The following is a 26,372-nucleotide window of genomic DNA, read 5'->3' as shown; positions in this document are numbered from 1 at the left end:
TTACAACCATCTTATTATAACATAATTAATATGCCTTTCAAGCATTTCTATTTAATCCATTCATTCTTCAATAATACTTAGATAGAGTGCTTCACAAAACTTAATTTCTTCTATATATTTATTTACTCTATCATTTTTATCTGCTTCTAACAAATTATGTATACTAACATACTCCTTGCCAATCATTATTATGGCATTAGCGATATGCTCTATATCTTCGGGAGGAGGTGATAGCGGATAACGAACATAAGCATATCGATACAGTAGCTTATTTATCAACTGAAACATAGATGGATTTTGTTGTTCCAGATCGCGTAATAGAAGAACAATTTCTTTAATAAAAACTTGCTCCATCATTTGCTCTGTATCCATAGGAACAACATTCACCGTATGTCCCAATTTGTTTATAGTAACAGCCGTTTCAAGCTCACTTTGCTGAAGCCAACAAAACAAGGCTGTTTTATTTACCGGATGTATTTCTTCATCGGCCAGATAAATAATCACTTTTTCGGATGGTTGCATATCTATATTACGTAATTTATCTATTATTCTCCACTGTTCTGCATGATTTTTATGAACTACTGCTTGTTCAAGTTCATTCATATATGTAGTTGATCTATCAATTGTTACATCTAGCTGCATCTTTTTACTCATATTGTAAAGCTGGTCAAATTGCTCTTTCATTTCGATCGGAGTTTTCCCAGAGGCATATTCATCCTCCACTTGCTCCATAAGTAATTGATATTGATTCGTTTGAAATAACAGTGTTAAATATACATGAAGATAGTGATAGTAATGCTGGTCTCTATTTTGTAATAAACCTTCACATATTTCTTGTGCCTCATTCTCTCTACCTAATTCCATAAGACAAATCAACTTCCCTACCATAACCTCATGACTATCTACCTGGTAGCTTATTAATTCATCAAGCTTAATTAATGCCTGTTCATACCTCTTTTCCTTTAGTGCCTGAAGACTTTCTTCCTCTAAAACACTTTTCCACTTAGGAAAAAGGATTACATTACTTGTGTGGTGCTCCATTACTTTCCTCCTTTCTTTTCCATGATGTAGTACTAGTATCTATGTTTTTCTATTTCATATACATTCCCCTTCACCATTGAATCTAAACAAACTAGGAAGGAGAGTTATAGTGAAAAAAGGAGAAACCAACAAGTAGGTTTCTCCTTGGTGACGTCTCAAGGCGGACATATATAAAAGGTAGAAGCTCGTCTAAACGATTGGATCGTCATCAGCTTTTGTAAAATATATGTAAAAAGATTATAACATAGCTCTCAAAAATTTCATTAGAGATATACTCTTTTATGTTAACATTAAATGGGAACTTTTCAAGGAATAATTACATCTTGTTTTTTAGGAGCAGTTGGTTAGTCTTATTTGGTCTTATTAAGACAAAAAAATATAGAGGATCTGTTGGTAGTTTTATATCATCTTTCCTTAACTCTTATTTTAATTTATCTTCCCTTGCATAAATTTCAAGCTAAGTCATATCATAAAATAGAGGTGAAAGACAAATGGAAAATTTTCAATATATTTGCCAACAATATGCACAAATCGTTAACGGCAAGCCCAAAATAAAAGATGGTGCTTGTACTGCAGATATAGGCCGTAATCTTAATGTCACCGTATTTGGTAGAACAAGTAAGAGTATTCTTACAGCGGAAATAACTTTTGAATCAATGGAGGCCAATGGAAACGCTCTAAACTTAGCTGAAGTAGCAGTACTTCAAGAAGAGCTCCCCCTATTTGTCGATAATTTAGCCAAAAACAATTTAACTGTTAGTGCAATTCATAACCATTGGATATTCACTAACCCATCCGTATTATATGTTCATGCTCAATCTATTGAACATCCCATCACATTTGCTCAAAAATTTGCAAATGCGTTTAGTGTATTGAAAGAAAAATAGCCTCTATTTAAAGAGGTGCCCCTCTCTATTTTATTATTCCACTTCAAATACTTTTCAATCTTATTAATCGTAACCGTTACTGGTTTTTAACTGTCCGTCAATTATCTTCAATAAAATGATGTTGTAATTTCTTGTGTAAAATTTGTGTAAAAACTTTACACAAACGACCTTATTTAAAATTAATCCCACAAAATAAAAGATCACTTACAAACACTGATATTTCAATGTTCATAAGTGATCCTCTGTGTCTTTATCTTACTCTGGATTGTTTTAATGACGTCCCAGGCAGGATTCGAACCTGCGACCCACAGCTTAGAAGGCTGTTGCTCTATCCAGCTGAGCTACTGGGACAAAAAGTTATGTATGGAGCGGGTGAAGGGAATCGAACCCTCATCATCAGCTTGGAAGGCTGAGGTTTTACCACTAAACTACACCCGCAAATAGAAAAAATTAAAATGAACTTTTTTAACGGACAAGAATCATTATATGTTTTATTTAAAGATTTGTCAACACATTAAATAACTTTTTTTAAAAACTTATCAATCCCTCCCATAAGAGACTGATAAGCTTTTTTATTTTAAAAAGATGCATTATAAAATAATTCGGTTATAGGTTCTCCGCTCTCTTCATAAAAAGAGACGGTAATATTAGAAGATGTTTCCCACTCCATTATTGCATAAGTAGCTTCTTTACGTCCTCTCGGTAAGCGGATGCTTCCCGGATTAATAAACAGCTGACTCCCCACTTGTTCAGCACCTGCAATATGAGTATGACCAAAGCAAATAACCTGGGCACCTAGTTCTTTAGCTCGATAACCAAGTGTTAATAAATTTGATTTGACTTGGTGCAGGTGACCATGCACAACACAAAAGGTTACTCCGTTTATTGTTAACGTTTGTTCCGTTGGATATCGATTATCAAAGTCGCAATTCCCTCCAACAACATAAAACTGATCTAATTCATCAGCATCAGCGTCTAATTCCGAATCTCCACAATGGATCATATAATCTGCGTTTTCCCTGTCTCTGACCGATAAAATTTCACTAGTAAGTCCATGGCTGTCACTAATGATTAACACGCGTGTCATATATATACCTACCTTTTTAGATGTTCTTATATATTTTTTATCCAGTCTTCCAATTGATTAATCGCATTCCTACGATGGCTAATTTCATTTTTTTGTTGTGCAGAAAGTTCAGCCATCGTTTTATTATAGCCTTGAGGAATAAATATCGGATCATATCCGAAACCGTGCGCTCCTCGAGGAGAAAAGGCTATTTCTCCTTCACAATATCCTTCGCGAAACACTGTTGCCTCTCCCGGAATTGCTATAGCCAGAACACACACAAATCTAGCCTTTCTTTTGTTTTTTGGCACATCTTGTAATTCTTTCAATACTTTATTCATATTAGCCTGGTCGTTTTTAGGTTCACCCGCATACCTAGCCGAGTAGATACCAGGCTCTCCATTTAGCGCATCAATGACCAAACCAGAGTCGTCGGCCAAAACAGGAATGGAAAGCATTGTAGAAATCTCTTCTGCCTTCAGTGCGGCATTTTCCTTGAAGGTAATGCCTGTTTCTTCCACATCTGGCATCACTTCTTGAAAATCTAACAGCGATTTTATGCTTATACCATACTTCCCAAAAAAACTTTTAAACTCCTCTGCTTTCCCTTTATTCTTTGTCGCAATAATTATTTCCTTCATGTTTTCACCCTTATTTCGTTTCTCCAATTCTATCGGACAAGTCACCAAGCGTATTGCGTTGAATTTGAAAAATTTCTTGCAGTCCATCATTTGCTAGCTTCAACATTCTCATTAACTGAGCATTGGTGAACGTTGCTTCTTCTCCAGTACCTTGTATTTCCACAAACTCTCCTGTTCCAGTCATGACAACATTCATATCAACTTGTGCTTCAGAGTCTTCTAAATAGTTGAGATCCAGTATTTCCGTTCCATTAGATAAGACACCAACCGATGTTGCACCAAGAAAGTCTTTCACAGGCATTTTACTAATGGTACCTTTATTAAGCAATTCACCAAATGCCAGCACCACTGCAACAAATGCACCGGTAATGGACGCAGTACGTGTACCACCATCAGCTTGAATTACGTCACAATCCACCCAAACAGTACGTTCCCCAATTTTCTCCAGGTCAACAACAGAGCGTAAAGCTCTTCCTATTAATCGTTGTATTTCCATGGTTCGGCCGCTTACTTTTCCTTTTGAGGACTCCCTAATATTCCTTTGTTCTGTGGCTCGGGGAAGCATTGCATATTCCGCAGTGATCCACCCTTTCCCCTGCCCACGCATAAATGGAGGAACTCTATCTTCAATACTTGCATTACATATGACTTTTGTATTTCCTACCTCAATTAGTACAGAGCCTTCAGGATGGTTTATATACTCTGTTGTTATCTTAATAGCACGTAAATTATCTGAATTTCTTTGATCGTTTCTCATTTAAATTCCTCCTTGTTTCATCAATTAGCTTAACATATTTTTCCGTAAATCAACATGTTAATACATAATCGGGAACATAATTAGTTAAAGTGCAGGCCTTAGAAATTGAAAGTCTGGATAGGGTCGATTAACTGAACCCATTTATAAATCAAAAGTAACAGCCACATGAAAGCACACAGGATAATACAGGCTATTTTTAAGAAAGAAGAAAAAGAAGAGGCTTATAAAAGCCCCTCCTTCCTAAAGTTTTTCAGTAGGCATAAAAGTTTGTTTTGTTACAGGTTTGCTATAGGCTTCTCCGTTCTCGTTAACTATTTTTTCAATTCCCTCTACACTTACTTTCACGGCATCGATTGATTGCTGTTCCGTAAGAGTACGAACTAAAGTTTCCATAACCTCATCTGAGATCATTGACTTCTCTTGATCTTTTAGTATATCTTTACTAAACTCTATTTCTAACACGCCATCCTCTAATTTAGGTGCTTTTGTAATTAATGTCTTCGCATTAAATACGTGCTTTACGTTTGTATTAAATCCAGGTCCTTCAAGTAGTGCCTGGACAATAGATTGGTACGTATTTTCACTATCTGTTTCAATATATTGAGTTACTGGTACATAGTAGCGGTTTTCATTATGCTGGGTTGGATAATACATTGTTACTGGTTTACTTCCAATCAAGTCAAGTGTGTCTGTATCTGTTATGTTAACCCCATTAGCCTTGGAATAACCCTCATTGATCGGAGTCCCGTTTACAGGCATTTCACTTAATGGGTAACCATTTACCCTAAGTTGTATCTTATCCACGTTATCAAACTGAGTTAGCGTATGTGTCATCGATTCAAGTATTTTTAATTCCTCTTCTGCTTTATAGTTCTCAAATTCTTTCGAAACATCTACAACCATGGTGCCGTCTTCCTGTAAATCCAATCCTAATATTTCTGTACCTTCTGGCAGGACTGCCTGAAACCCATTTGGCAAAACAGACGTAACAGGTCCACCTTTCACTAAGTACTCTAACACCTGACTAGCTACTTCATTTGTTTCTGGTTTAGGTAATTCTACTGTTTGAGCTGCAACCATTCCGTTCGCATCAATTAAATATAATTGGCGAGCAACCATTTCGGCTGGAGCTTCCTCTCCACTTGCTTCCTTATTTTCCTTAGCTTCACTTTCTTGTTCAGGGTTTTCCAGTTTATCAACTTCCTCAGCATTTTTTGGTGGATCCATTTCCTCTAAAGACTGTTCTCCCTGAAAACATCCTGTCAATATAATCGAAAGCGTTACAGCACCTGTTACAATTAAACCGCGCTTCAGCATGTCTCTACCCCCTATGATGGTTTGTACTACTATATATACGAGCTATGCATTAAAATAGACCATTCAACTTAAAATTTATTTAAAAAAACATAAGAAAAATAAGTAGGCTCCCTTTGCCTTAACATATGAATGGAGATGGAGTGAAATATTCGCTATTTAAATTAAGGTGGCTTTCAATGGGTGCTCTTCCATATTTAAGAAGATAAAGACAAAGGAAGTTTATAGAACATGTATTTAAAAATACTTAGTGTTGAAATAGCTGGATCAGAATCTATAAAATAGGTAAAACAATGGCTGTCTATTCCCATCTATTAACACATGGTTCAATTGGTGAGCCGGAACTGTATATTACTAGACTTCTAAAGGCAATTGCATTTCTACGCAGTTGGAGGAAACTGCGACGTAGTGAAAACTTATTTCCCAATTAATATAAAATAGCTAAATAACACCGCTACGGAAAAATACTACGCATTCCGGGGTCTCATCTATGCCTCATCTCCCCCAGGAGTCTCCGTATTTTTCCTTCGCTACTATTTACTATTATACCTAGGAAGAAAAATTGCGTCTGCATACCCTTAATATGCTGTGTACGAATTGATTGGAGTGGAGGGCGGCGACTCCTGCCGGAATAGCATGAGGCGAAGACCCTGGACGGAGCGTAGCGGAGGAAGCGGCTGAGGCCATGCCGGCGGAAAGCGTCCGCCTGAAACGCAAATCAATGGGTGCTTCCTTTGCAAATTGAATTACTCCATTTTCCACAAGATACGACGTAGTATATCTATTTTGCGAATTTGTTAAAAAAACACCATTTACTTAATATCATTGAATTAAAATTTCATAGTTCTTAAACAACAAAGTCAGAACCCATTTGTAGTTATGGATTCTGACTTTTATTAAATCATCGCCTTCTCAATACGTACACGTTTGAAATTTGACTTTTTAAAAATGGTTTCTGATATTTTGCTAAATATCTTCAACTCTCCAGTAGTATAAAATTCATGAGTAGGTTTTTTGTTGCCATTGGCTAATAAATGATGCATTGAGAGCAAAGCACTAGTTTCTCTTGCTGTTTCCTCACTGGAGGAAATAATTGTTATATTTGCTCCCATTTCCTTCTGAATAGTATTTTTAATTAATGGATAATGTGTACAGCCAAGGATTAAAGTATCCATTATTTTATTATTTTTCAACGGTTTTAATGTTTCCTTTACAACGCTTTCTGCTTTTTCACCAAACATTATTCCTTGTTCAACCATAGGTACAAACATAGGACATGCTAAAGAATCAACAGTTATTGCAGGGTTTATATTTACCAAGGCATCCTTGTAAGCATTGCTGCGTATTGTACCTTCTGTACCAATTACCCCTACATGATTATTTTTTGTCCACTTTATGGCAGCGCGCGCTCCTGGCTGAATAACACCTAATACAGGTATATCCAGTTTATCTTGCAACTCTTTTAGTGTAAAAGCAGTTGCCGTATTACAAGCAATTACTAACAACTTAATATTTTTTTCAAGCAAGAAAGAGACCATTTCCCATGTGAATGCTCTTACTTCTTGCTCTGATCTTGGGCCATAAGGGCATCTCTTTGTATCTCCTATATAGATTAACTTCTCTTTAGGTAGTTGACGCATTAACTCGTATGCTACTGTTAAACCGCCGACACCGGAATCGATAACACCAATCGCTCTTTGCATATATTCCCCTTCTTTATGCTATTATTTATTATTTACTTTCCTCATTTGCTCATGTAAAAAATCCAATAATTCGTTTAGAGATTCTGTTTGCTCTTCAGTAAAATCTTCTAAAACTTCCCCTAAATAAACTTGTCTCTTCTCAATTACCTCTTGTATAATCTGCCTTCCTTTATCCAAAACGCGAATGCGCACTACTCGTTTATCTTTTGAATCTTTAACTCTTTCTACAAGTTCGTTTTTCTCCATACGGTCTACTAAGTCAGTAGTTGTGCTAAAAGCAAGGCTGATTTTATTGGATAACTCACCAATTGTTAGTTCCTCATTTTCCACTAACCATTGTAAGGCAACAAATTGTGGTGAAGTGATGGGATAATTAGTCAAAATCTTTCTGCCATTTTGCTTAATAATCCCAGATATATAGCGCATTGTTCGTTCTATATTATTTATTGTGTATGTTGAAGAATTTTTTTCCAAAAGAGCTACCTCCTGCTTGCATATATGTAAATAAAATAAGTCTTTTCGACATAAGATTATTATAACAAAGATTTCTTTATTCCATATTCAAAATGTTGTTTGTATAATGGGCATTCCATAAACTAAATATACGCACTGTTTTATAACTTCCTTCATACGCTATATTGACTAAATAATTTCCCTTCATTTGCAGCTCTATGACAGCAAGGAGGGGTTAACACTTGAAGGACAACGAGTATAAACCGAAGCAATTACTGACAAAGCGAGAAAAAGAAGTGTTTGAATTGTTAGTACAAGACAAAACAACAAGAGAAATTGCCCAAGAATTATTTATATCAGAAAAAACTGTCCGTAATCACATTTCTAATGCTATGCAAAAGCTTGGAGTCAAGGGGCGTTCACAAGCAGTAGTTGAGCTCCTGCGCATGGGGGAGTTAAAGCTTTAGAAGAACCGACTTTCCTTCGGGAAGTCGGTTTTCCATCTTTCACACCTAAGCGTTCGCCAGCTTTTCTTTAATGGATTGTTCGAGTGATATCGGCTTTCCTGATTCAGCTTGAACAAATACCAATCGTCCTCTACCTGTTAATGCGATTTCTTCCTTTTCATCAATAGCCATATAATGTAAATCAACAGATGAGTTACCGATATGATGTACTTTTACATATAATTGTATTTTTTGATCAAAAAATATCTGTTTTAAATAATTGCATTGTAAGTCACCGACAACCGGAATTGCCTTATCTGTTGATGAGCTAGTAAATAATTCCAGTGACTTTAAGAACTCAATTCTGGCTTCTTCAAAATAAATAAACGGAGAAACATTATTTACGTGGCCAAACATGTCCGTTTCTGAGAAACGAATGGAAATAGGGATTGAAAATGAAAATTCTGAACGCCATTGTTCCATATCCTCAATATAAGTTATCTTTGACAATTTATATCCTCCTAAACAACTAAAAATTTCTCTCTTTAAATTATTGTTTTTGCTACTTACCTCGATTATTTGCATAAAAACAGAGTAATCCAGAAATTATTTAATATTGTTCTTTAAACAACTGTCGCTTATAACTTTGATTTAAAAAAATGACCCCGACCATTTTATTGGACAGGGGCCATAGTATATAAATATAAATTTTTACTTAATGCGCGTTGTCACTTCCAAAGAAGTTTTTAAAGGCTTGAATATTTGTAGCCCTGTTCATCGCTGCAATAGAAGTAGTTAAAGGAATTCCCTTAGGACAGACTTGAACACAATTTTGTGCATTTCCGCACCCGTCAATTCCACCGTCGTCCATTAGACCATCTAATCTTTCACTCGCATTCATCTCACCAGTTGGATGTGCATTGAATAAACGAGCCTGCGAAAGCGCTGCAGGTCCAATAAAGTTTGATTTATCGTTAACGTTAGGACATGCTTCTAAGCAAACTCCACACGTCATGCATTTTGAAAGCTCATAAGCCCACTGTCTCTTTTTCTCAGGCATACGTGGGCCCGGCCCTAAATCATATGTTCCATCAATAGGGATCCAAGCTTTTACTTGTTTAAGTGCATCAAACATACGTTCACGATCAACGATTAAATCGCGAACTACAGGAAACGTTGACATTGGTTCTAAACGGATTGGTTGTTCCAATTGATCCACAAGTGCAGCACAAGACTGTCTTGCTGTTCCATTAATTACCATTGAACAAGCTCCGCAAACTTCCTCGAGACAGTTCATATCCCAATAAACCGGAGTTGTCTTCTCCCCACTAGCGTTAACCGGATTTTGGCGAATTTCCATTAACCCAGATATCACATTCATATTTTTACGATAAGGAACATGAAATGTTTCCTCATAAGGAGCAGATTCTGGGCTGTCTTGTCTAGTAATAATAAAAGTAACAGTTTGTTGTTCAGCCATGATTACTTACTCCCTTCGCTTTTTTTCGTATAGTCACGTTTACGTGGTGGAATCAGCGACGTATCAACCTCTTCGTATGAAAATACCGGTGAATTATTATCCTTATCAAAAGAAGCAATTGTCGTCTTCAACCACTCTTCATCATTTCTTTCTGGGAAATCAGGCTTGTAATGAGCTCCTCGGCTTTCGTCACGATTATAAGCTCCCATTGTAATCACCCGTGCTAGATGTAACATGTTCTTTAACTGCCTTGTAAACATTACTCCCTGGTTGCTCCAGCGGGATGTATCATTAATATTGATATTCTCCCAACGTTCAAGTAATTCTTTAATCTTCTCATCTGTTTTTAGAAGCTTATCATTATCTCTAACTACTGTAACGTTATCTGTCATCCATTCTCCAAGTTCTTTATGAAGTTGATAAGCGTTTTCTTCACCCTTCATATTCATCAAGGCTTCGAAGTTTTCTTGTTCTTCCTTCGTATTTTCATCAAATAAATCAGTAGGTAAATCCTCTACATGCTTTTCTAAACCATCAATATATTTAATAGCGTTCGGTCCAGCTACTGAACCACCATAAATTGCTGATAGAAGTGAATTTGCTCCTAAACGATTACCGCCATGTTGAGAATAATCACATTCACCTGCTGCAAAGATACCAGGAATGCTGGTCATTTGTTCATAATCTACCCAAAGTCCACCCATAGAATAATGGACAGCAGGGAATATCTTCATTGGTACTTTTCGTGGATCTTCTCCAACGAATTTTTCATAGATTTCTATAATACCACCAAGTTTAATATCCAATTCTTTTGGATCTTTATGAGAAAGGTCCAAATAAACCATATTTTCACCATTAATACCTAATTTCTGATTAACACACACATCGAAAATTTCACGTGTAGCTATATCACGTGGCACAAGATTTCCATATGCCGGATATTTTTCTTCTAAGAAATACCAAGGTTCACCATCTTTGTATGTCCAAATTCGGCCACCCTCCCCACGAGCAGACTCACTCATTAAACGGAGCTTGTCATCGCCAGGAATAGCGGTAGGATGAATTTGAATAAACTCACCATTGGCATATTTTGCACCTTGCTGATAAAGTTTACTTGCAGCTGATCCTGTGTTTATCATTGAATTTGTTGATTTACCAAATATAATGCCAGGACCACCAGTTGCAAATATAGTAGCATCAGAAGGAAATGCTTTTATTTCATGTGATTTAATATCCTGGGCTACAATTCCTTTCCCAACACCTTCATCATCAATTATTGCACGAACAAATTCCCAATTTTCATATTTCGTTACTAAGCCTTCTACTTCATAGCGGCGAACTTGTTCATCCAAGGCATATAACAACTGCTGCCCAGTAGTCGCCCCTGCATATGCAGTTCGATGATGCTGTGTACCACCAAAACGTCTAAAATCTAGTAAACCCTCTGGAGTACGGTTAAACATAACACCCATGCGGTCCAACATATTTATGATACTCGGCGCAGCATCACACATTGCTTTTACCGGGGGCTGATTTGCTAAGAAATCCCCACCATAAACAGTATCATCAAAGTGAATTGCCGGAGAATCACCTTCTCCTTTTGTGTTTACCGCGCCATTAATACCACCTTGGGCACACACAGAGTGAGAGCGCTTCACAGGTACAATAGAGAAAAGGTCTACATTCACACCTGCTTCAGCAGCTTTTATTGTTGCCATTAAGCCGGCAAGACCTCCGCCGATAACAGCTATTTTTCGGTTACTCATAATACTTGCTCACTCCTTATATTTCTATTTACGCTCCGTACGCAAATTGGATAAGTGTTCTAACACCTATATAACTAACAACAAAAAATATGATCACCGTTACATATGTAGCGATTTTTTGGGATTTTGGTGATTGGGTAAGTCCCCAAGTCACTGCAAAGCTCCATAAACCATTTGCGAAATGGAATACTGCAGAAACAACCCCAATAATATAAAACCAGAACATAATAGGACTTGATAGAATCCCTTCCATTAAACTGTAATTTACTTCAGCATTGCCCAATGCAACCTGCACTCTTGTTTCCCAAACATGCCATGCAATGAATACAAGTGTAATTATTCCAGTTACTCGTTGCAAAAAGAACATCCAGTTTCGGAAAAATCCGTATCTTTTTGTATTGTTTCTTGCTTCAAATACAATATAAACTCCTAAAATTGCATGAAACAAAATCGGTAAATAAATTACAAATGTCTCCAGTACAAGTACAAATGGTAAATTCGCCATAAAACCTGCAGCTTTGTTGAAACTTTCTTCACCATACACAGCAAAATGATTCACCACTAAGTGTTGAACCAAAAATATTCCGATTGGAATTACTCCTAACAGTGAGTGCAGTCGTCTGCTTAAAAACTCACGGTGTTCTGCCATGTGTTACCCCCCTTTAGTTTGTCAAATGCTCTTCATAGTAAATACAATTTATGCTCGATAACCTATACTTATCTGTCAATATCGTATCGCTAAATAAATTGTACTGTTTGTGACATATTTATTGTACTTCTATCTACAAAAAGCGTCAAGAAAACGAGATACATATTTCGTTAAAATTATATAGTTACTTTAAAGGTTTTACTTAAATGTACTTGCGAAATAAATAAAATATATACATAATAAACTAATAAACTAAAATTCTATATGAGTCGAAAAGCAAGGAAAGGATGACCTCCATGTCGAATAATAATACTGTTTTTCCAATTTCCCAACTCACTGATTTACAGTCTTCAGGAGCTGGTTATGATATATTACGTTACTTGGGATTACCAGAACTTTTAGGTACAGAGTCAAATACATTACTTTATTTTTTAGGAAGAAACCTTGCAAGAAAATTTGAATTTAACTCAATGGAGGACATTGTTCACCTATTCGAACAGCTTGGATGGGGTTACTTAGAAATCGTTAAGGAAAAAAAGGAAACAATTATTTTTCAACTAATGTCAGATGCAATCGTACAACGTTTGAAAGCACCGATTGATACAGAATTCAGATTAGAAGCTGGCTTCCTAGCTGAAGCATATCAGAGAATTGACAATTCTGATTGTGAATGCACAGAAGAAATCAATAGCAAACTTTTTCTGGTACAATTTACCCTCCACCGTGTTTGAGAAGCTGAGTTCAAAAAAACATAACTGCCATTTAAAAAAATATTTAAAGAGAACCTGTAATCTAAATTACAGGTTCTCTTTTTGATCATTATTTAAATAGCTTATAATATCTTCAGCAATATTTGATGGTATCCCTAACTTAGTAATATCTTTGATGTTGGCTTTCTTAATTTCCGTAATAGATTTAAAATGAGTCAATAACAATCTTCTACGTTTTTCTCCAATACCGGGAATTTTATCTAGTTCAGACTGCACAAGGTTTTTCCCGCGTAACTGGCGATGAAATGATATAGCAAAACGGTGTACCTCGTCTTGTATTCGTTGTACAAGGTAGAATTCCTGTGATTGTCTTGACAGTTCTACAACTTGAGGTGGTATCCCATAAAGTAACTCACTGGTTTTGTGTTTATCGTCTTTAACCAGGCCGCACAATGGTATATCAAGCCCAAGCTCATTTTCTAATACATCTAATGCAGCGCTCATTTGCCCCTTTCCACCATCTACAATAATTAAATCAGGCAAAGGAAGTCCTTCCTTGAGAACTCTAGCGTAGCGCCTCCGGATAACTTCTCTCATTGTATCATAATCATCCGGACCTTCTACATCCCGGATTTTATATTTACGATATTCTTTTTTATTAGGCTTTCCATCAATAAATACAACCATTGCCGAGACAGGGTCGGTGCCCTGTATATTAGAATTGTCAAATGCTTCAATTCGATGGGGAACTTCTATATTTAAAATTTCTCCCAACTTTTCAATTGCTACTATAGTACGCTCCTCATTTCTCTCAATTAAGGAAAATTTTTCTTCCAAAGCGATTTTTGCATTTTTTTCTGCAAGCTCGACTAACTCTTTTTTTCTGCCCCGATATGGTGTGTGTACATCAACTTCTAAAAGCTCTTTCAGCAGATTAACATCTGTTCCAAGAGGCACCAATACCTGCTTCGGTTTCAGGTGATGCTGGTGAAGATAAAACCTTCCAATATAACTCAAAAAAGTTTCCTCAGCATCGTCAAAAAATGGAAATACCGCTACATCTCTTTCCATTAATTTCCCTTGCCTGATAAAAAAGACTTGAATGCACATCCATCCTTTATCATAACTATAACCAAATATATCTCTATTTATTTGATCATTTAACGTCATTTTTTGTTGTTCCATTACTACTTCAATATGTTGAATTTGATCCCTTAATTCCTGGGCTCTCTCAAAATTTAATTGTTCACTGGCTTCATACATTTTACGCGACAGGTCATTTTTAATACCTTTGTATCCTCCATTTAGAAACGAACTGATACTTTGAATAATTGAACCATACTCTTTCCTTGTCGGGGGTGTCTCGCTGCATGCCAAGCACTGATTCATATGATAATACAGACACACCCTCCCAGGGGGATTATTACATTTTCTTAATGGATAAAGACGATCAAGCAGCTTTTTTGTTTCTCTTGCTGCTATAACATTAGGATAAGGTCCAAAATATTTACCTTTATCTTTTTTAATTTTTCTAGTAATAAGTAAGCGAGGATGCCTCTCAGATGTAATTTTTAAGTATGGATAAGATTTATCATCTTTTAACATGACATTATATTTAGGGTCATACTTTTTAATTAGATTCATTTCAAGAATTAATGCTTCAATCTCTGAATTGGTAACTATATACTCGAAATCTTGAATTTCCTGTACTAATCGTTGTGTCTTTCTATCATTTGCTCCCGTAAAATAGGAACGAACTCTATTTTTCAATAATTTTGATTTCCCTACATAAATAACAGTGCTTTGCTTATCTTTCATTAGATAGCAGCCTGGTTGTGCCGGAAGCACTGCTAATTTCTCCCTAATTGTTTCATTCATGTTATCATTCCTCATATATTTAGAAAATCCCTTGTTACAAAAAAGCAACAAGGGATTTGAAATTTAATTTATAGTCTTATTATACATAAATTAAGCGTGTTTGTTAATAAGGTCAACTAAAGCTTCTTTTGGTTGAAAACCAATTACCTGATCAACTACGTTACCGTCTTTGAATAGTAGTAGCGTTGGAATACTCATTACGCCGTATTTACCAGCTGTTTCCTGATTTTCGTCTACATCCAATTTGACAATCTGAACTTTTTCTTCCATTTCGCCATCAATTTCTTCTAATACAGGCGCGATCATTTTACAAGGTCCACACCATGGAGCCCAGAAATCAGCTAATACTAAGCCCTTTGAAGTTTCTTCCGCAAAATTTTGATCTGTTACATTAACTATTGCCATTTATATTCCTCCTTATTGCTCATTCTTGCTTTATTCATAATGAAAGTATAACATCGATATTATTTACTAGCTAATACTTTGCTTATACTTAATTTTAGGTTGAATTGAATTTCTTTTCCGTATAGATACTTTTAATAAATGAAATATGCTTCTTCCTAACAAGGAGAAGCATATTTACTGCTATATTTATTTTATTTTCTTTATTTCTTCAATAAGTACAGGGATAACTTCAAATAAGTCACCAACAATTCCGTAATCCGCTACGTTAAAAATATTTGCTTCTGGATCTTTATTGATAGCCACTATTACTTTAGAGTTTGACATACCGGCTAGATGCTGGATAGCCCCTGAAATACCTACAGCAATATATAAATCAGGAGTAACAACTTTACCTGTTTGTCCAATTTGGAGGGAATAATCACAATACTCCGCATCACATGCCCCACGGGAAGCGCCTACCGCCCCTCCAAGAACATCTGCGAGTTCTTGTAACGGCTTAAATCCTTCCTCACTCTTAACGCCACGACCACCTGCAACTATAACGTTTGCTTCGGATAAGTCTACACCTTCAGAAGCTTTACGTATTACCTCTTTTACGATCGTACGAATATCTGTAATATCAATTTCCTTAGTAGTAACATCGCCTGAACGTGCTTCATCTCGTTCAAGTGAAGGTATGTTATTCGGTCGGATAGTAACAAAAGTTAAACCACTTGTTGTGATTTTTCTTTCAAATGCCTTTCCTGAATAAATAGGTCTAATAAATTCAACTTTCCCATTTCCTGTTTCAATATCAACTGCGTCGGATATTAAACCAGTTCCAAGTTTACTAGCAAGCTTTGGAGTAAGGTCTTTACCAATGGACGTATGACCCATTACAATACCAGCAGGGTTTTCCTCATTAATTATAGTCATTATCGCCTGTCCAAATCCCTCTGATGTATACGTTTTCAAATTATCGTGCTTTATAGTTATAACTTTATCAGCACCATAATATATCATTTCTTTTGCTTGCTCGGATAAATCCTCATCTCCACAAACCACACCAACGATTTCCGCATCTGAATTTATTTTTCTTGCAGCCGCAATAGCTTCGAATGTAGCGTTACGTAATGACCCATCTCTTGTTTCACCAATAACTAAGTATTTTTCACTCACGTCGCTTTTCTCCTCTCTATCTATTAATTATTAAAGGACTTTCGCTTCATTTTTTAATAAAGATACTAATTCCTGAACTTGTTCTTCTATTTCACCTTCCAACACTCTACCCGCTTCTTTTTCAGGTGGTAAAAAGATATCTGTTGTTTTAGTTTTTGGTTCCAGCTCATCTTCATCTAAATCTAAATCGTCAATTTCCAATTCTTCAAGTGGTTTTTTCTTCGCCTTCATAATACCCGGCAAAGAAGGATAGCGCGGATCATTAAGCCCCTGTTGACAGGTAACAAGAACTGGAAGACTTGTTTCAATAACTTCAACGTCTCCTTCGACGTCCTTTTCAATATTTACTTTTTCACCATCAATTTTCAAACTGGTAATCGTAGTAACATACGGAATACCTAACAGCTCTGCAAGCCTGGGACCAACTTGGCCACTTGCTTCATCAATTGCTACATTACCCGCAAGAATTAGGTCTGGTTCTTTATCTTCAAAGAATGCTTCGAGAATTTTAGCAGTTGTAAACTGATCCCCCTCTTCTAAGTCGTCTTCCGTGTTAATCAAGACAGCTTTGTCAGCCCCCATAGCTAATGCAGTACGTAGCTGTTTTTCTGAATCTTCATCACCAATAGTTACAACCGTGACTTCTCCCCCGTGTGCGTCTCTTTGAACAATTGCTTCCTCAACAGCATATTCGTCATAAGGGTTAATAATGAATTCGGCACCATCATCTTCAATTTGTCCATTGGACACAGAAATTTTCTCCTCTGTATCAAAGGTCTTTTTTAATAATACAAAAATGTTCATCTGTACTCCTCCTTTGTTTATTTATCCTGGAAGTTTGGCTTACGTTTTTCAATAAATGCCTGAATGCCTTCTTTGGCATCGTCAGAGCCAAATATCTGACCAAATTCCTTCGCCTCTTCTTCAACACCTAAACGAAACTGACCGGTTTTTGCAAATGGGATTAGCTTCATTACACTATTAATTGTCAACTTGCTTTTATTCGCAATTTTTTCTGCTAGTTTAGTAGCTTCCGAGAATAATTCCTCCTCAGACACTGCCTTATTAGCCAATCCCAAATGATACGCTTCCTCTCCACTAATCGGCTCCCCTGTAAGTACCATTTCATAAGCTTTTGAGGTTCCAACATAAAGAGGTAATCGTTGAGTCCCCGCAAAACCTGGTATGATTCCTAACGTTAGTTCAGGTAATCCTAGTTTAGCAGAACCACTAACCAGTCTTATGTGACAAGCCATAGCCAATTCAAGCCCCCCGCCAAGCGCTGCTCCGTGAATAGCGGCAATTACCGGAACGTGAAAATGCTCAATACGCTCAAACAATTTCTGTCCCTTTTCAGCTAGAGTTTGGTAATCTGAAGCATGCTGTAGGGAAGTGAACTCCTTAATATCAGCTCCTGCAGAGAAAAACTTCCCTTCCCCTTTTAATACCACAGTTTTAATTGCATCATTTTGTGCAATTTCATCCAACTTTTCAGAAAGGTCATTTAATAATCTGGTAGATAATGCATTTGCTGGGGGACTTTGGATTGTTAGATATGCAACTTGATTGCTCGTCTCAAATGTTAATGTTCCCATAACAAAACCTCCCTTTCAGTATAATTCAAATATAAGAAAATTGGAAACTCAATATCTATGATACAGAAAGTCCATTTATTAATAAAGCATGAACATCTTCTGCTTGAGCTACTAAATCATATTTCCTTTCCTTCATCACCCAGTTGGTAACTGTTTCATCCAATGTTCCAAATATCATTTGTCTAACGAGTTGGGTGTTCAAATTATCCCGGAAGCTGCTTCCTTCTATACCTTCCTTTATAATGGAATCAATAACTAATAAGTATGGTTTCAATACTTTATTAATTTTCAGCCGTAGTTGAGGATCAGATTGCCTTAACTCCAACTGGGTTACAGTTGCTAAATGATGATTATCAGCAAGCTGGCGAAAATGTAACATAATAAGTGTCAAAAGTTTATCGTTTGCTGTTTGTTTATCGCTAATACCTTTTTCTATTTCCTCTATAAACTGACCCATTTTCTCCTCAAAAACAGAAACAAGAATGTCCTCTTTATTTTTGAAATATAGATAAATTGTCCCATCTGCTACCCCGGCTTTCTTAGCAATTTTAGATACCTGAGAAGCATGATAACCATTTTCAGCAATAACAACTACAGCTGCATCAATAATTTGTTTGTATTTTGGTTTGTTTTTTTTCATTGTTTACTCCTTAGAATAGATACATAATGAATGAATCATCATTCATATTTATTCTAACGGCACAAACAGAAGATGTCAATAATTAGCTTGTCTTTATTTTTTGAAAAAACGAACGGTTTACACCGTTTTCTTACCTTTACTCTCCTGAAGTTTTTTTTCTGTTTCTTCATCAATTAATTTTCTTCTTAGAATCTTACCAACTGCAGTTTTAGGCAGTTCATCTCTGAATTCATATATTCTAGGTACCTTATATGCAGCCAAATGTTTTCTACAATAGTTGTCTAAAGTTTCTTCCGTAGTGTCATAGCCCTTCTTTAATACCACATAAGCTTTGACAGTTTCCCCTCTGTATGGGTCAGGTATCCCAGCTACCACAGCTTCTTGTACACCTTCATATTCATACAATACCTCTTCTACCTCTCTAGGATAAATATTATACCCTCCGGCAATAATCATATCTTTTTTTCGATCCACTACATAAAAATAACCTTCTTCATCCATATAGCCTAAGTCACCAGTAAATAGCCATCCGTCTTTTAAAACATGCTCAGTCTCTTCCTGCTTATTCCAATACCCTTTCATTATTTGCGGGCCTTTTACAGCAATCTCGCCAACTTCCCCAATATCAGCTTCTTCTCCCGTTTCCATTTTAAATATTTTTGAATCGGTATCCGGCCATGGTACCCCAATACTCCCGTTAATACGCTTATCCCATACAAAGTTTGCGTGGGTGACAGGAGATGTTTCTGTTAGACCGTAACCTTCCACTAATTTTCCGTTTGTTACTCTTTCAAATTTGTCTTGCACTTCTACTGGTAAAGGGGCAGACCCACTTATACATGCTTTAATGGAAGAAAGATCGTATTTACTTAAATTTTCGTGATTGAGTAACCCAACATAAATAGTAGGAGCTCCTGGAAATAGTGTTGGCTTTTGTTTATCGATTGTCTTTAGAACATCCTCTACTTTAAATTGTGGTAATAATACCATTTTGGCAGCAGTCATAATCGAATTATTCATGACAGTTGTCATTCCGTACACATGGAAGAATGGCAAAACTCCAAGGATTATTTCTTCGCCATGCTTTGTATTATATAACCAAGCATCACACATTTGTACATTGGCAACTAAGTTATAATGTGTTAGCATCACACCTTTTGGGTAACCTGTAGTTCCACCAGTATATTGAAGTAAAGCCAAGTCTTCTAATGGATCAACTTCGACTGGGGTAAAATCTTCGCTTGAATGACTCAACATGTAGTTCCAAAGATGTGTATCCTCACTTTGTTCAGCTTTTACAACCATGTTGTATTGTTTACGTTGGATAAATGGATAAATGATATTTTTAGGGAAAGGCAGATAATCTTTTATCCCTGTAACAATGGTATGTCTTAATTCTGTATTTTTCCTTACTTTTGTTACAAGTGGCAATAAAATGTCCAAGCAAATAATAAAAGTAGCTCCAGAATCCTTCAACTGATATTCAAGTTCCCTATCTTTATATAAAGGATTCGTCTGGACAACTATGCCACCGGCCATCAATGTGGCATAGTAACTTACTACAGCTTGAGGACAATTGGGTAACATAATTGCCGCTTTATCACCTTTTTTAAAACCGAGCGATTGCATATAGCTTGCCATCTTCTTTGCCTGTTTTTCAAGTTCTGCAAAACTCATTTCTTTCCCCATAAAATGAAGCGCTTTCTTATCCGGGTAACGAGTAGCATTCTCAAGTAAGAATGCAAATAAAGGTTTTTCATCATACTTTATACTTGTAGGGATCTCAGGTGGATAATGCTTTTGCCATCTTTTCAACTGACTCATCTTTTTTCCTCCCTTACACTACTTTATACTCATTATACCGATTCTTTTCTATTTTTTGAACTTTTAAGCGAATTTTAAAAAATTTTTATTATTTTATTAAGTATATGATACCCACAATCACAAATATAACTGCTACAACACCTAAAATTTTTGCTAATCTGTCTAATACCATTGTTTTCTCTCCTTATCCAATACTCGCCCCAATGACAAATGCCAAGCCAACAGAAATAGTCATCGAAATAAAACCCACTGCAATATTTCCTTTACCTATTTCTTCATCTATTTTAATAGTAGGGGTTAAAAATTCGAACATAATATAACCGAATAATAGAAGAAGAAATCCGATAACTCCCCATCCAATGCTCTGTAACAAGGTATCGTTATGTTCTATGGAATACCGAAAAATAGTTGCGATGCCGAAAATTTTACCCCCGGTAGCCATCGCAACTGCAAAATTACCACTCTTGATTTCCACCCAGTTTTTATATGAAGTAACCAGTTCAAATATAGAGAGAAAAACAACTGTACACAACACAACTACACTGTATCTTGCAGCTGTTTCCACAATAATATTCTCCCAAAAACCATCGCCCATAAACGGACACCCTTTCCCTGTTATACTTCTTTATTAATTTAATTCTATTACCGTAATCCCACTACCGCCTTCTCCCGCGGCACCCGATCTAGAAGATTTGATGCGTGGATGTTTTTTCACAAAGTCTTGCACCCCTTTACGCAATGCGCCCGTACCCTTACCGTGTATAATGGATACCTTTGTATATCCAGCCAGAAATACATCATCCATATATTTTTCGAGTTGAAGTAAAGCATCTTCAAACCTCTCTCCACGAAGATCAAGCTCGGGTTTCACATGATAATTGGAGCCTTTAATTGTTGTTAGGGGTTTCTCATACGTTTGCTTCTGTTTACCTATTAGTTGAAGATCTTTTCTATTAGCTTTTACTTTCATTATTCCTACTTGTATTAGGTACTCCTTATCATTTATCTTTTCAACAACAATACCCTTTTGGTTAATTGTGAGCAGTTTAATTTCATCCCCATTACGTAATTCTTTATCCGTAGAAGCTGTTGGCAGCTTCATTTCCTGCTCCTTAGAAGATAGTTCAGGCTTTGCTTCCTCAAGCATTTTTTTTGCTTCAATCCATTCATGTTCTTTTAGCTCAGCACCTGTTTTCATCTTTCTAATTTCCTGGACAATCTCTTCGGCTTCTTCTCTAGCTCTAGTTAAGGCTTTCTCCGCCTTTTCTTCAGCCTTTTTGTATAAACCTTCTCTTTTTTGCTCGAATTGTCTCCATTGTTTTTTTATTTCCTCATGAATCTTTTCACTTTCCATTAAGATATGATGAGCTTTTTCATAATCATTTTCTGCCTCAATTTTTGATTTTTCCAACGAAGCAATCATATTTTCCACACTTTTAGAATCTGTGCCGATATGTGATTTTGCATTTTCAATAATAGTATCCCGCAGACCCAAACGCCTAGAAATTTCAAATGCATTACTTCTACCAGGCACTCCCAATAATAATCGGTATGTTGGTCGTAACGTGTTCACATCAAATTCAACTGAAGCATTTACTACCTGTTCACGATTGTATCCAAAGGCTTTTAATTCTGGATAGTGTGTTGTAGCAATTACCCGAGCATTCGTGGAAATGACCTCATCCAATATCGACATTGCCAGAGCTGCTCCTTCTTGTGGATCAGTACCAGCCCCAAGTTCATCAAATAAGACAAGCGATCTGTCATCAACTTCTTCCATGATGTTTACAATATTTGTCATGTGAGAAGAAAATGTACTTAAATTTTGTTCAATGGATTGCTCATCACCAATATCTGCAAAGACCTGGTTAAACACTGATAATTCACATCCGTCCAAGGCAGGCACTTGCAGACCGGACTGGGCCATTAATGTACATAATCCAACCATTTTTAATGTTACCGTCTTCCCTCCGGTGTTCGGGCCAGTAATTACAATTGTGGTATAATTATCACCAATTTCTACATCGTTTGCCACCACTTCGTCGGCAGCGATTAATGGATGACGTGCTTGTTTCATTTTAATGATTCCACGTTCATTCATCTTTGGCTTGGATGCTTTCATATTATTTCCCAATTTTGCTCTAGCGAAAATAAAATCAATTTGTCCAAGCACAGCTATGTTCTCAGTTAAAAATCCTTCTTGATTTGCTATTTGTTCACTTAACTCACGAAGAATCCGCTCTACTTCTTGTTTTTCTTGAATGGACGCTTCCTGAAGTTGATTATTTAAATCCACGACAGCTCGAGGCTCCATAAACAACGTTTGGCCAGAAGCTGACTGATCATGAACTATTCCACCTATCGATCCACGATATTCTTGTTTGACCGGGAGAACATACCGATCATTTCGAATGGTTATGATCGAATCTGATAACATATTGCTTTTTGTTTTGGTAAAGCTATCCAGCTTATCTCTAACTCTGCTTTCAAGAGTTCTTATCGTAGACCGTATACTGCGTAACCGTTGAGAAGCACTGTCCATCATGTGACCATGGTCATCGATGCTACTTTTTATACTCTTTTCCAGCTCTCTTAAAGGAGTAATCCGCAAAACAAGATCTTGAAGTATTGGAATATCCTCCTCTAATTTTTCAATAAAATCTTTAACCTGTCTGCCTCCATAAATTGTGTTCGCTACATCCAAACATTCAATCGTAGATAAGACCCCGCCAATTACAGTTCGTTTCAAGGACTCATTAATATCACGAATTCCACCTAATGGGACATTCAAGTTTAAACGTATAATTTGCATGGCTTCATCTGTTTCGTCCTGCAAATGTTGAACTTCATTAAATTCTGTGGAGGGGTTCAATTTACCGGCCATTTTCTTACCCAAAGATGTTTCTGTCTTATTAATTAATTCATCTCTAATTTTTTTATACTCAAGTACACGTAGCACACGATCATTCATACATTCTTACTCCTTTTAAAAAATACTCTCGATCACTAATAACTAACCACATTTACTTATTACGATTAAAGTAGGCAATTAGTTCCTCTTTGGACCATGTATTTAACACATTTTTTTTAATGGTCCAACCCTTTCTGGCTGTTCCGACCCCATATTTCATATGATCAAGCATTTGATAATTATGGGCATCCGTATTCACAGCAAGCTTAACTCCCATATCATTTGCCTTTCGCGCCCAATCAGCCGAAAGATCCAACCGATTTGGATTAGCATTTATTTCCAATGCAGTGTCTGTTTCCTTTGCTCGCATAATTAATTTATCCACATCTACGTCATAACCATTTCTTCTGCCAATTAATCTCCCAGTCGGGTGTGCAATTAGTGACACGTAAGGATTTTCCAAAGCAGCATATAAACGATCCATTATTTTTTCCTTCGATTGATTGAAGTTTGAATGAATAGCTCCAATTACAAAGTCCATTTCATTTAGGAAATCAGTGGAGAAGTCCAGCTTACCATCTGGTAAAATATCCATTTCTACACCTGCAAAAATATGAAAATCTTTATATTTCTGATTTAATTCATTTATCTTCTCCCTTTGTTCTCTTAACCTTTTCTCATCCAATCCATTTGCAACTCGAAGATACTTCGAATGATCAGTAATCGCAACGTAGGAATATCCTTTATCTCTTGCCATATTGGCCATTTCTTCAAGGGACTGAGCGCCATCACTCCATGTTGTATGCATGTGAAGATCCCCCTGGATATCTTCCAATTCAAGAAGGTCTACGTGTTCTTCGTATGCTTCAAGCTCTCCGGTATTCTCTCTGACTTCCGGAGGAATGAAAGTAAGACCAAAGTGGTTAAAAAAAGCTGCTTCACTTTGAAAAGTAAGGAGCTCTTCAGTTTCTTCTACTTCCACACCATATTCACTAATTTTTTCTCCTCGTTCTTTAGCAAGTTGCCTCATTGCAACATTGTGTTCCTTCGAGCCAGTAAAATGGTGTAATGTGGAAGCAAATTCACTCTTAGTAACAAGGCGAAAGTCTACATTTACATCGTAGACGTCATCGATTGTGATTGAAACCTTAGTTTCTCCCTTAGCAATTACGTCCTTAATACCTTCCATTTTAAGGAGAGTGTCACGAACGATTTCAGGCTCCTCAGTTGCAATTATAAAATCAATATCTTTAACAGTCTCACGCATCCTTCGTAAACTGCCCGCCCTTGAAAAGTCCTTTACCTCTTCAATTTGCTTTACATATTGTTCTACTTTTTCAGCAATCGGAAGCATGATAGCTATTGGCAGGCGTTCCGGTCTCTTACCGCTTTCTTCAATAGCCTCCAAAATTTTTTCTGCTGTCTTCTTCCCAAAACCAGATAATCCTTCTACTTGGCCATTCTCACAAGCCTCTTTTAATGCTTGTTTGTTAGTGACCCCTAACTCCTGATAAAGTTTAGCTAGTTTTTTACCTCCTAGACCGGGTAACTGAAGAAGTGGAACTAATCCTTCAGGTACTTCCTCTTCTAATTGTGCAAGCGTTTCAGATTCACCTTGTTCAATGAATTCTTCAATAACATTACTTGTTCCTTTACCAATCCCATTTATCTTCGTAAAATCATCTATATCCCCTAATGATCTGTCATCTCGCTCCAGTGCTTGAGCGGCTTTTCTGTATGCAGAAATTTTAAATGGATTTTCACCTTTTAATTCTAAGTAAATAGCGATTTTTTCCAATAATTTTATAACATCTTTTTTATTGACCGTCATTCGTTCACACCTGCTTTTATAATGATTTTAGTTATGGAGAGAAATATATAGGATACAAAAAATTGTTTTTTATAATGTAATTAAACCTAGTAATTTTTCATTTAGCCGATTCTCTGGAAAAACTACTCAAACGAATAAAAGCTTTAGAAAAAAAGACTGGTTCAATCTAGTTAACACTTATTGTACATGACATATAAGTGTTTCTCTAATACTTTGAACCAGTCTCATATTAATAATAATAGCTTCTGTAATAAATACGCCATTCTGTTCCACTCACCATGCAGCTATCCTTTTAAAGCATCTGCAATATGGGTGAACCATAAATCCTTAATTTGTTCAGATAGGTATGGAGTGTGTTCAAGAATTAAGAGAGCCATATTTGATCCATTTATCCATGATTGTATGCCCTCCATTGGAGTTAAAGCCAAGATATATAATACAATAAAGAGCAGCAAATAAATTTCTACAAATCCAAGTACTGCCCCCAATAGCTTGTTTAAGGAATTTAAGACTGGAAGGGATGCAATAAAGTCAAGCATAGAGCCAATAATTTGTAAAATGATCTTTACAGCGAAAAATATGATAGCAAATGCTATTGCATTATAAAAGCCATTTTCCAAGGGTAGTGCCTGAAGAAATTCTGCCCATTTACTTTCGTCTGATAATTCAGGATAAGGAATCCATAATGCAAGCTTTGGCCCTAACTGATCATAATAAAGAGCTGCAATTATAAAGGCAACCACAAAGCTAATAAGATGAAATAATTGCAGGATAAAACCTCTCTTTAATCCAATTAAAAAACCAAAAATCAAAACCATAATGATAATAATATCAACCATTTTATTTATCCTCTTTCTTATTCAATGAGCCTAATAATGTAGCATAATCTTCTTTAAGTTTTAAATAGTCACTCATCGTATTAACAGCAGTCAAAACTGCCAATTTAGCTGTGTCTAGATGACGATTCGAATCTTGTATCTCATTCATTTTCTGATCAACAAGGCTGGCAACCAACCTTACATGACTTGGAGATTCTGAACCTATGATTGTATATGTTTTATTATGTATTTCAACAGTTAGTCTAGATTTTTCATGTTCGGACATCTCATATCCTCCTACCGGGAAAATTGTACATCTTATATTAACATGAACTAAACTATTTAGGAAACTGTGATCTATTCATAATGCTTATGAAAGTCGTTTCTTTCTCTCTTTAA

The 26,372-nt window shown here is 36.3% G+C and carries 26 protein-coding genes and 2 tRNA genes; 3 read left to right on the top strand and 25 right to left on the bottom strand.

The genetic code is table 11. The annotated features are described in order from the left end of the window. Window positions 1-60: 60 nt before the first annotated feature. On the bottom strand, window positions 61-1,041 hold the full coding sequence (locus BME96_RS08010) for a tetratricopeptide repeat protein (RefSeq protein ID WP_019376779.1): 981 nt from the start codon (window positions 1,039-1,041) through the stop codon (window positions 61-63). Between the two features lie 491 nt (window positions 1,042-1,532). On the opposite strand from BME96_RS08010, the gene BME96_RS08005 reads away from it, so the two are divergent. Further along, window positions 1,533-1,928, top strand: coding sequence for a DUF1259 domain-containing protein (locus BME96_RS08005; RefSeq protein WP_071648827.1), 396 nt, complete (start codon window positions 1,533-1,535; stop codon window positions 1,926-1,928). Window positions 1,929-2,205: 277 nt separating this feature from the next. Here the strand turns inward: BME96_RS08005 and BME96_RS08000 are convergent. From BME96_RS08000 to BME96_RS07965, 8 genes are all read right to left on the bottom strand, one after another. Continuing rightward, window positions 2,206-2,279, bottom strand: a tRNA-Arg gene (locus BME96_RS08000). A gap of 13 nt (window positions 2,280-2,292) precedes the next feature. Then, window positions 2,293-2,366: transfer RNA gene (locus BME96_RS07995), tRNA-Gly, on the bottom strand. Between the two features lie 139 nt (window positions 2,367-2,505). Continuing rightward, a complete protein-coding gene (locus tag BME96_RS07990; RefSeq protein ID WP_060678340.1) occupies window positions 2,506-3,015 on the bottom strand; it encodes a metallophosphoesterase in 510 nt (169 codons plus the stop codon). A 26-nt stretch (window positions 3,016-3,041) separates the two neighbouring features. Next, window positions 3,042-3,635 (bottom strand): XTP/dITP diphosphatase, encoded by a 594-nt coding sequence (locus tag BME96_RS07985; RefSeq protein WP_060678339.1) that lies wholly within the window; start codon window positions 3,633-3,635, stop codon window positions 3,042-3,044. 10 nt (window positions 3,636-3,645) lie between these two features. Further along, on the bottom strand, window positions 3,646-4,392 hold the full coding sequence (gene rph, locus BME96_RS07980) for a ribonuclease PH (RefSeq protein WP_071648826.1): 747 nt from the start codon (window positions 4,390-4,392) through the stop codon (window positions 3,646-3,648). A 240-nt stretch (window positions 4,393-4,632) separates the two neighbouring features. Further along, window positions 4,633-5,709 carry a GerMN domain-containing protein gene (locus BME96_RS07975; RefSeq protein ID WP_071648825.1) on the bottom strand — a complete coding sequence of 359 codons (1,077 nt, stop codon included), beginning with the start codon at window positions 5,707-5,709 and terminating at the stop codon, window positions 4,633-4,635. A gap of 893 nt (window positions 5,710-6,602) precedes the next feature. Next, the gene (gene racE, locus BME96_RS07970) at window positions 6,603-7,409 is read right to left on the bottom strand and encodes a glutamate racemase (protein ID WP_071648824.1); all 807 of its coding nucleotides are present in this window, start codon (window positions 7,407-7,409) and stop codon (window positions 6,603-6,605) included. 21 nt (window positions 7,410-7,430) lie between these two features. Further along, entirely contained in the window at window positions 7,431-7,883 is a 453-nt protein-coding gene (locus BME96_RS07965; RefSeq protein ID WP_019376772.1) for a MarR family winged helix-turn-helix transcriptional regulator, read from the bottom strand. A 221-nt stretch (window positions 7,884-8,104) separates the two neighbouring features. Between BME96_RS07965 and BME96_RS07960 the strand changes: the two genes are divergently transcribed. Continuing rightward, window positions 8,105-8,329, top strand: a complete 225-nt coding sequence (locus BME96_RS07960; RefSeq protein ID WP_019376771.1) for a helix-turn-helix domain-containing protein — start codon at window positions 8,105-8,107, stop codon at window positions 8,327-8,329. A 45-nt stretch (window positions 8,330-8,374) separates the two neighbouring features. On the opposite strand, the gene BME96_RS07955 is transcribed toward BME96_RS07960, so the two are convergent. The 4 genes from BME96_RS07955 to BME96_RS07940 form a co-directional block, all read right to left on the bottom strand. Continuing rightward, the gene (locus BME96_RS07955) at window positions 8,375-8,818 is read right to left on the bottom strand and encodes an acyl-CoA thioesterase (protein ID WP_077357863.1); all 444 of its coding nucleotides are present in this window, start codon (window positions 8,816-8,818) and stop codon (window positions 8,375-8,377) included. Between the two features lie 205 nt (window positions 8,819-9,023). Continuing rightward, window positions 9,024-9,788 carry a succinate dehydrogenase iron-sulfur subunit gene (gene sdhB / locus BME96_RS07950; RefSeq protein WP_019376769.1) on the bottom strand — a complete coding sequence of 255 codons (765 nt, stop codon included), beginning with the start codon at window positions 9,786-9,788 and terminating at the stop codon, window positions 9,024-9,026. Window positions 9,789-9,790: 2 nt separating this feature from the next. Further along, window positions 9,791-11,554, bottom strand: a complete 1,764-nt coding sequence (gene sdhA, locus BME96_RS07945; protein WP_019376768.1) for a succinate dehydrogenase flavoprotein subunit — start codon at window positions 11,552-11,554, stop codon at window positions 9,791-9,793. A 28-nt stretch (window positions 11,555-11,582) separates the two neighbouring features. Then, on the bottom strand, window positions 11,583-12,203 hold the full coding sequence (locus BME96_RS07940; RefSeq protein ID WP_019376767.1) for a succinate dehydrogenase cytochrome b558 subunit: 621 nt from the start codon (window positions 12,201-12,203) through the stop codon (window positions 11,583-11,585). 296 nt (window positions 12,204-12,499) lie between these two features. Between BME96_RS07940 and BME96_RS07935 the strand changes: the two genes are divergently transcribed. Continuing rightward, complete coding sequence (locus BME96_RS07935; protein ID WP_019376766.1) at window positions 12,500-12,934, top strand: YslB family protein; 435 nt, start codon at window positions 12,500-12,502, stop codon at window positions 12,932-12,934. A 66-nt stretch (window positions 12,935-13,000) separates the two neighbouring features. Here the strand turns inward: BME96_RS07935 and uvrC are convergent, their stop codons facing one another. The 12 genes from uvrC to zapA all read right to left on the bottom strand — a co-directional run bounded on the left by uvrC (window position 13,001) and on the right by zapA (window position 26,259). Then, window positions 13,001-14,791: an excinuclease ABC subunit UvrC gene (uvrC, locus tag BME96_RS07930; RefSeq protein WP_071648823.1), complete on the bottom strand. Its 1,791-nt coding sequence runs from the start codon at window positions 14,789-14,791 to the stop codon at window positions 13,001-13,003. A 90-nt stretch (window positions 14,792-14,881) separates the two neighbouring features. Next, window positions 14,882-15,196, bottom strand: a complete 315-nt coding sequence (gene trxA / locus BME96_RS07925; RefSeq protein WP_019376764.1) for a thioredoxin — start codon at window positions 15,194-15,196, stop codon at window positions 14,882-14,884. 186 nt (window positions 15,197-15,382) lie between these two features. Continuing rightward, window positions 15,383-16,354, bottom strand: a complete 972-nt coding sequence (locus BME96_RS07920; protein WP_071648822.1) for an electron transfer flavoprotein subunit alpha/FixB family protein — start codon at window positions 16,352-16,354, stop codon at window positions 15,383-15,385. Between the two features lie 30 nt (window positions 16,355-16,384). Then, on the bottom strand, window positions 16,385-17,158 hold the full coding sequence (locus BME96_RS07915) for an electron transfer flavoprotein subunit beta/FixA family protein (protein WP_019376762.1): 774 nt from the start codon (window positions 17,156-17,158) through the stop codon (window positions 16,385-16,387). Window positions 17,159-17,175: 17 nt separating this feature from the next. Further along, a complete protein-coding gene (locus BME96_RS07910) occupies window positions 17,176-17,949 on the bottom strand; it encodes an enoyl-CoA hydratase (RefSeq protein WP_071648821.1) in 774 nt (257 codons plus the stop codon). Window positions 17,950-18,004: 55 nt separating this feature from the next. Beyond that, window positions 18,005-18,589, bottom strand: a complete 585-nt coding sequence (locus BME96_RS07905) for a fatty acid metabolism transcriptional regulator FadR (RefSeq protein WP_019376760.1) — start codon at window positions 18,587-18,589, stop codon at window positions 18,005-18,007. A gap of 117 nt (window positions 18,590-18,706) precedes the next feature. Further along, on the bottom strand, window positions 18,707-20,413 hold the full coding sequence (locus tag BME96_RS07900) for a long-chain-fatty-acid--CoA ligase (protein ID WP_071648820.1): 1,707 nt from the start codon (window positions 20,411-20,413) through the stop codon (window positions 18,707-18,709). 184 nt (window positions 20,414-20,597) lie between these two features. Next, entirely contained in the window at window positions 20,598-21,008 is a 411-nt protein-coding gene (locus BME96_RS07895) for a DUF350 domain-containing protein (protein WP_019376758.1), read from the bottom strand. A 33-nt stretch (window positions 21,009-21,041) separates the two neighbouring features. Continuing rightward, window positions 21,042-23,384, bottom strand: a complete 2,343-nt coding sequence (locus BME96_RS07890; protein ID WP_071648819.1) for an endonuclease MutS2 — start codon at window positions 23,382-23,384, stop codon at window positions 21,042-21,044. 52 nt (window positions 23,385-23,436) lie between these two features. Continuing rightward, window positions 23,437-25,155: a DNA polymerase/3'-5' exonuclease PolX gene (polX, locus tag BME96_RS07885; RefSeq protein WP_019376756.1), complete on the bottom strand. Its 1,719-nt coding sequence runs from the start codon at window positions 25,153-25,155 to the stop codon at window positions 23,437-23,439. Between the two features lie 284 nt (window positions 25,156-25,439). After that, the gene (locus BME96_RS07880; RefSeq protein WP_071648818.1) at window positions 25,440-25,994 is read right to left on the bottom strand and encodes a CvpA family protein; all 555 of its coding nucleotides are present in this window, start codon (window positions 25,992-25,994) and stop codon (window positions 25,440-25,442) included. 1 nt (window position 25,995) lies between these two features. Continuing rightward, window positions 25,996-26,259: a cell division protein ZapA gene (gene zapA, locus BME96_RS07875; protein ID WP_040955165.1), complete on the bottom strand. Its 264-nt coding sequence runs from the start codon at window positions 26,257-26,259 to the stop codon at window positions 25,996-25,998. Window positions 26,260-26,372 lie beyond the last annotated feature (113 nt).

The sequence above is a fragment of the Virgibacillus halodenitrificans genome (assembly GCF_001878675.1).
Lineage (GTDB): Bacteria > Bacillota > Bacilli > Bacillales > Amphibacillaceae > Virgibacillus_Q > Virgibacillus_Q halodenitrificans.
This window is presented reverse-complemented; position numbering and strand designations above follow the sequence as displayed.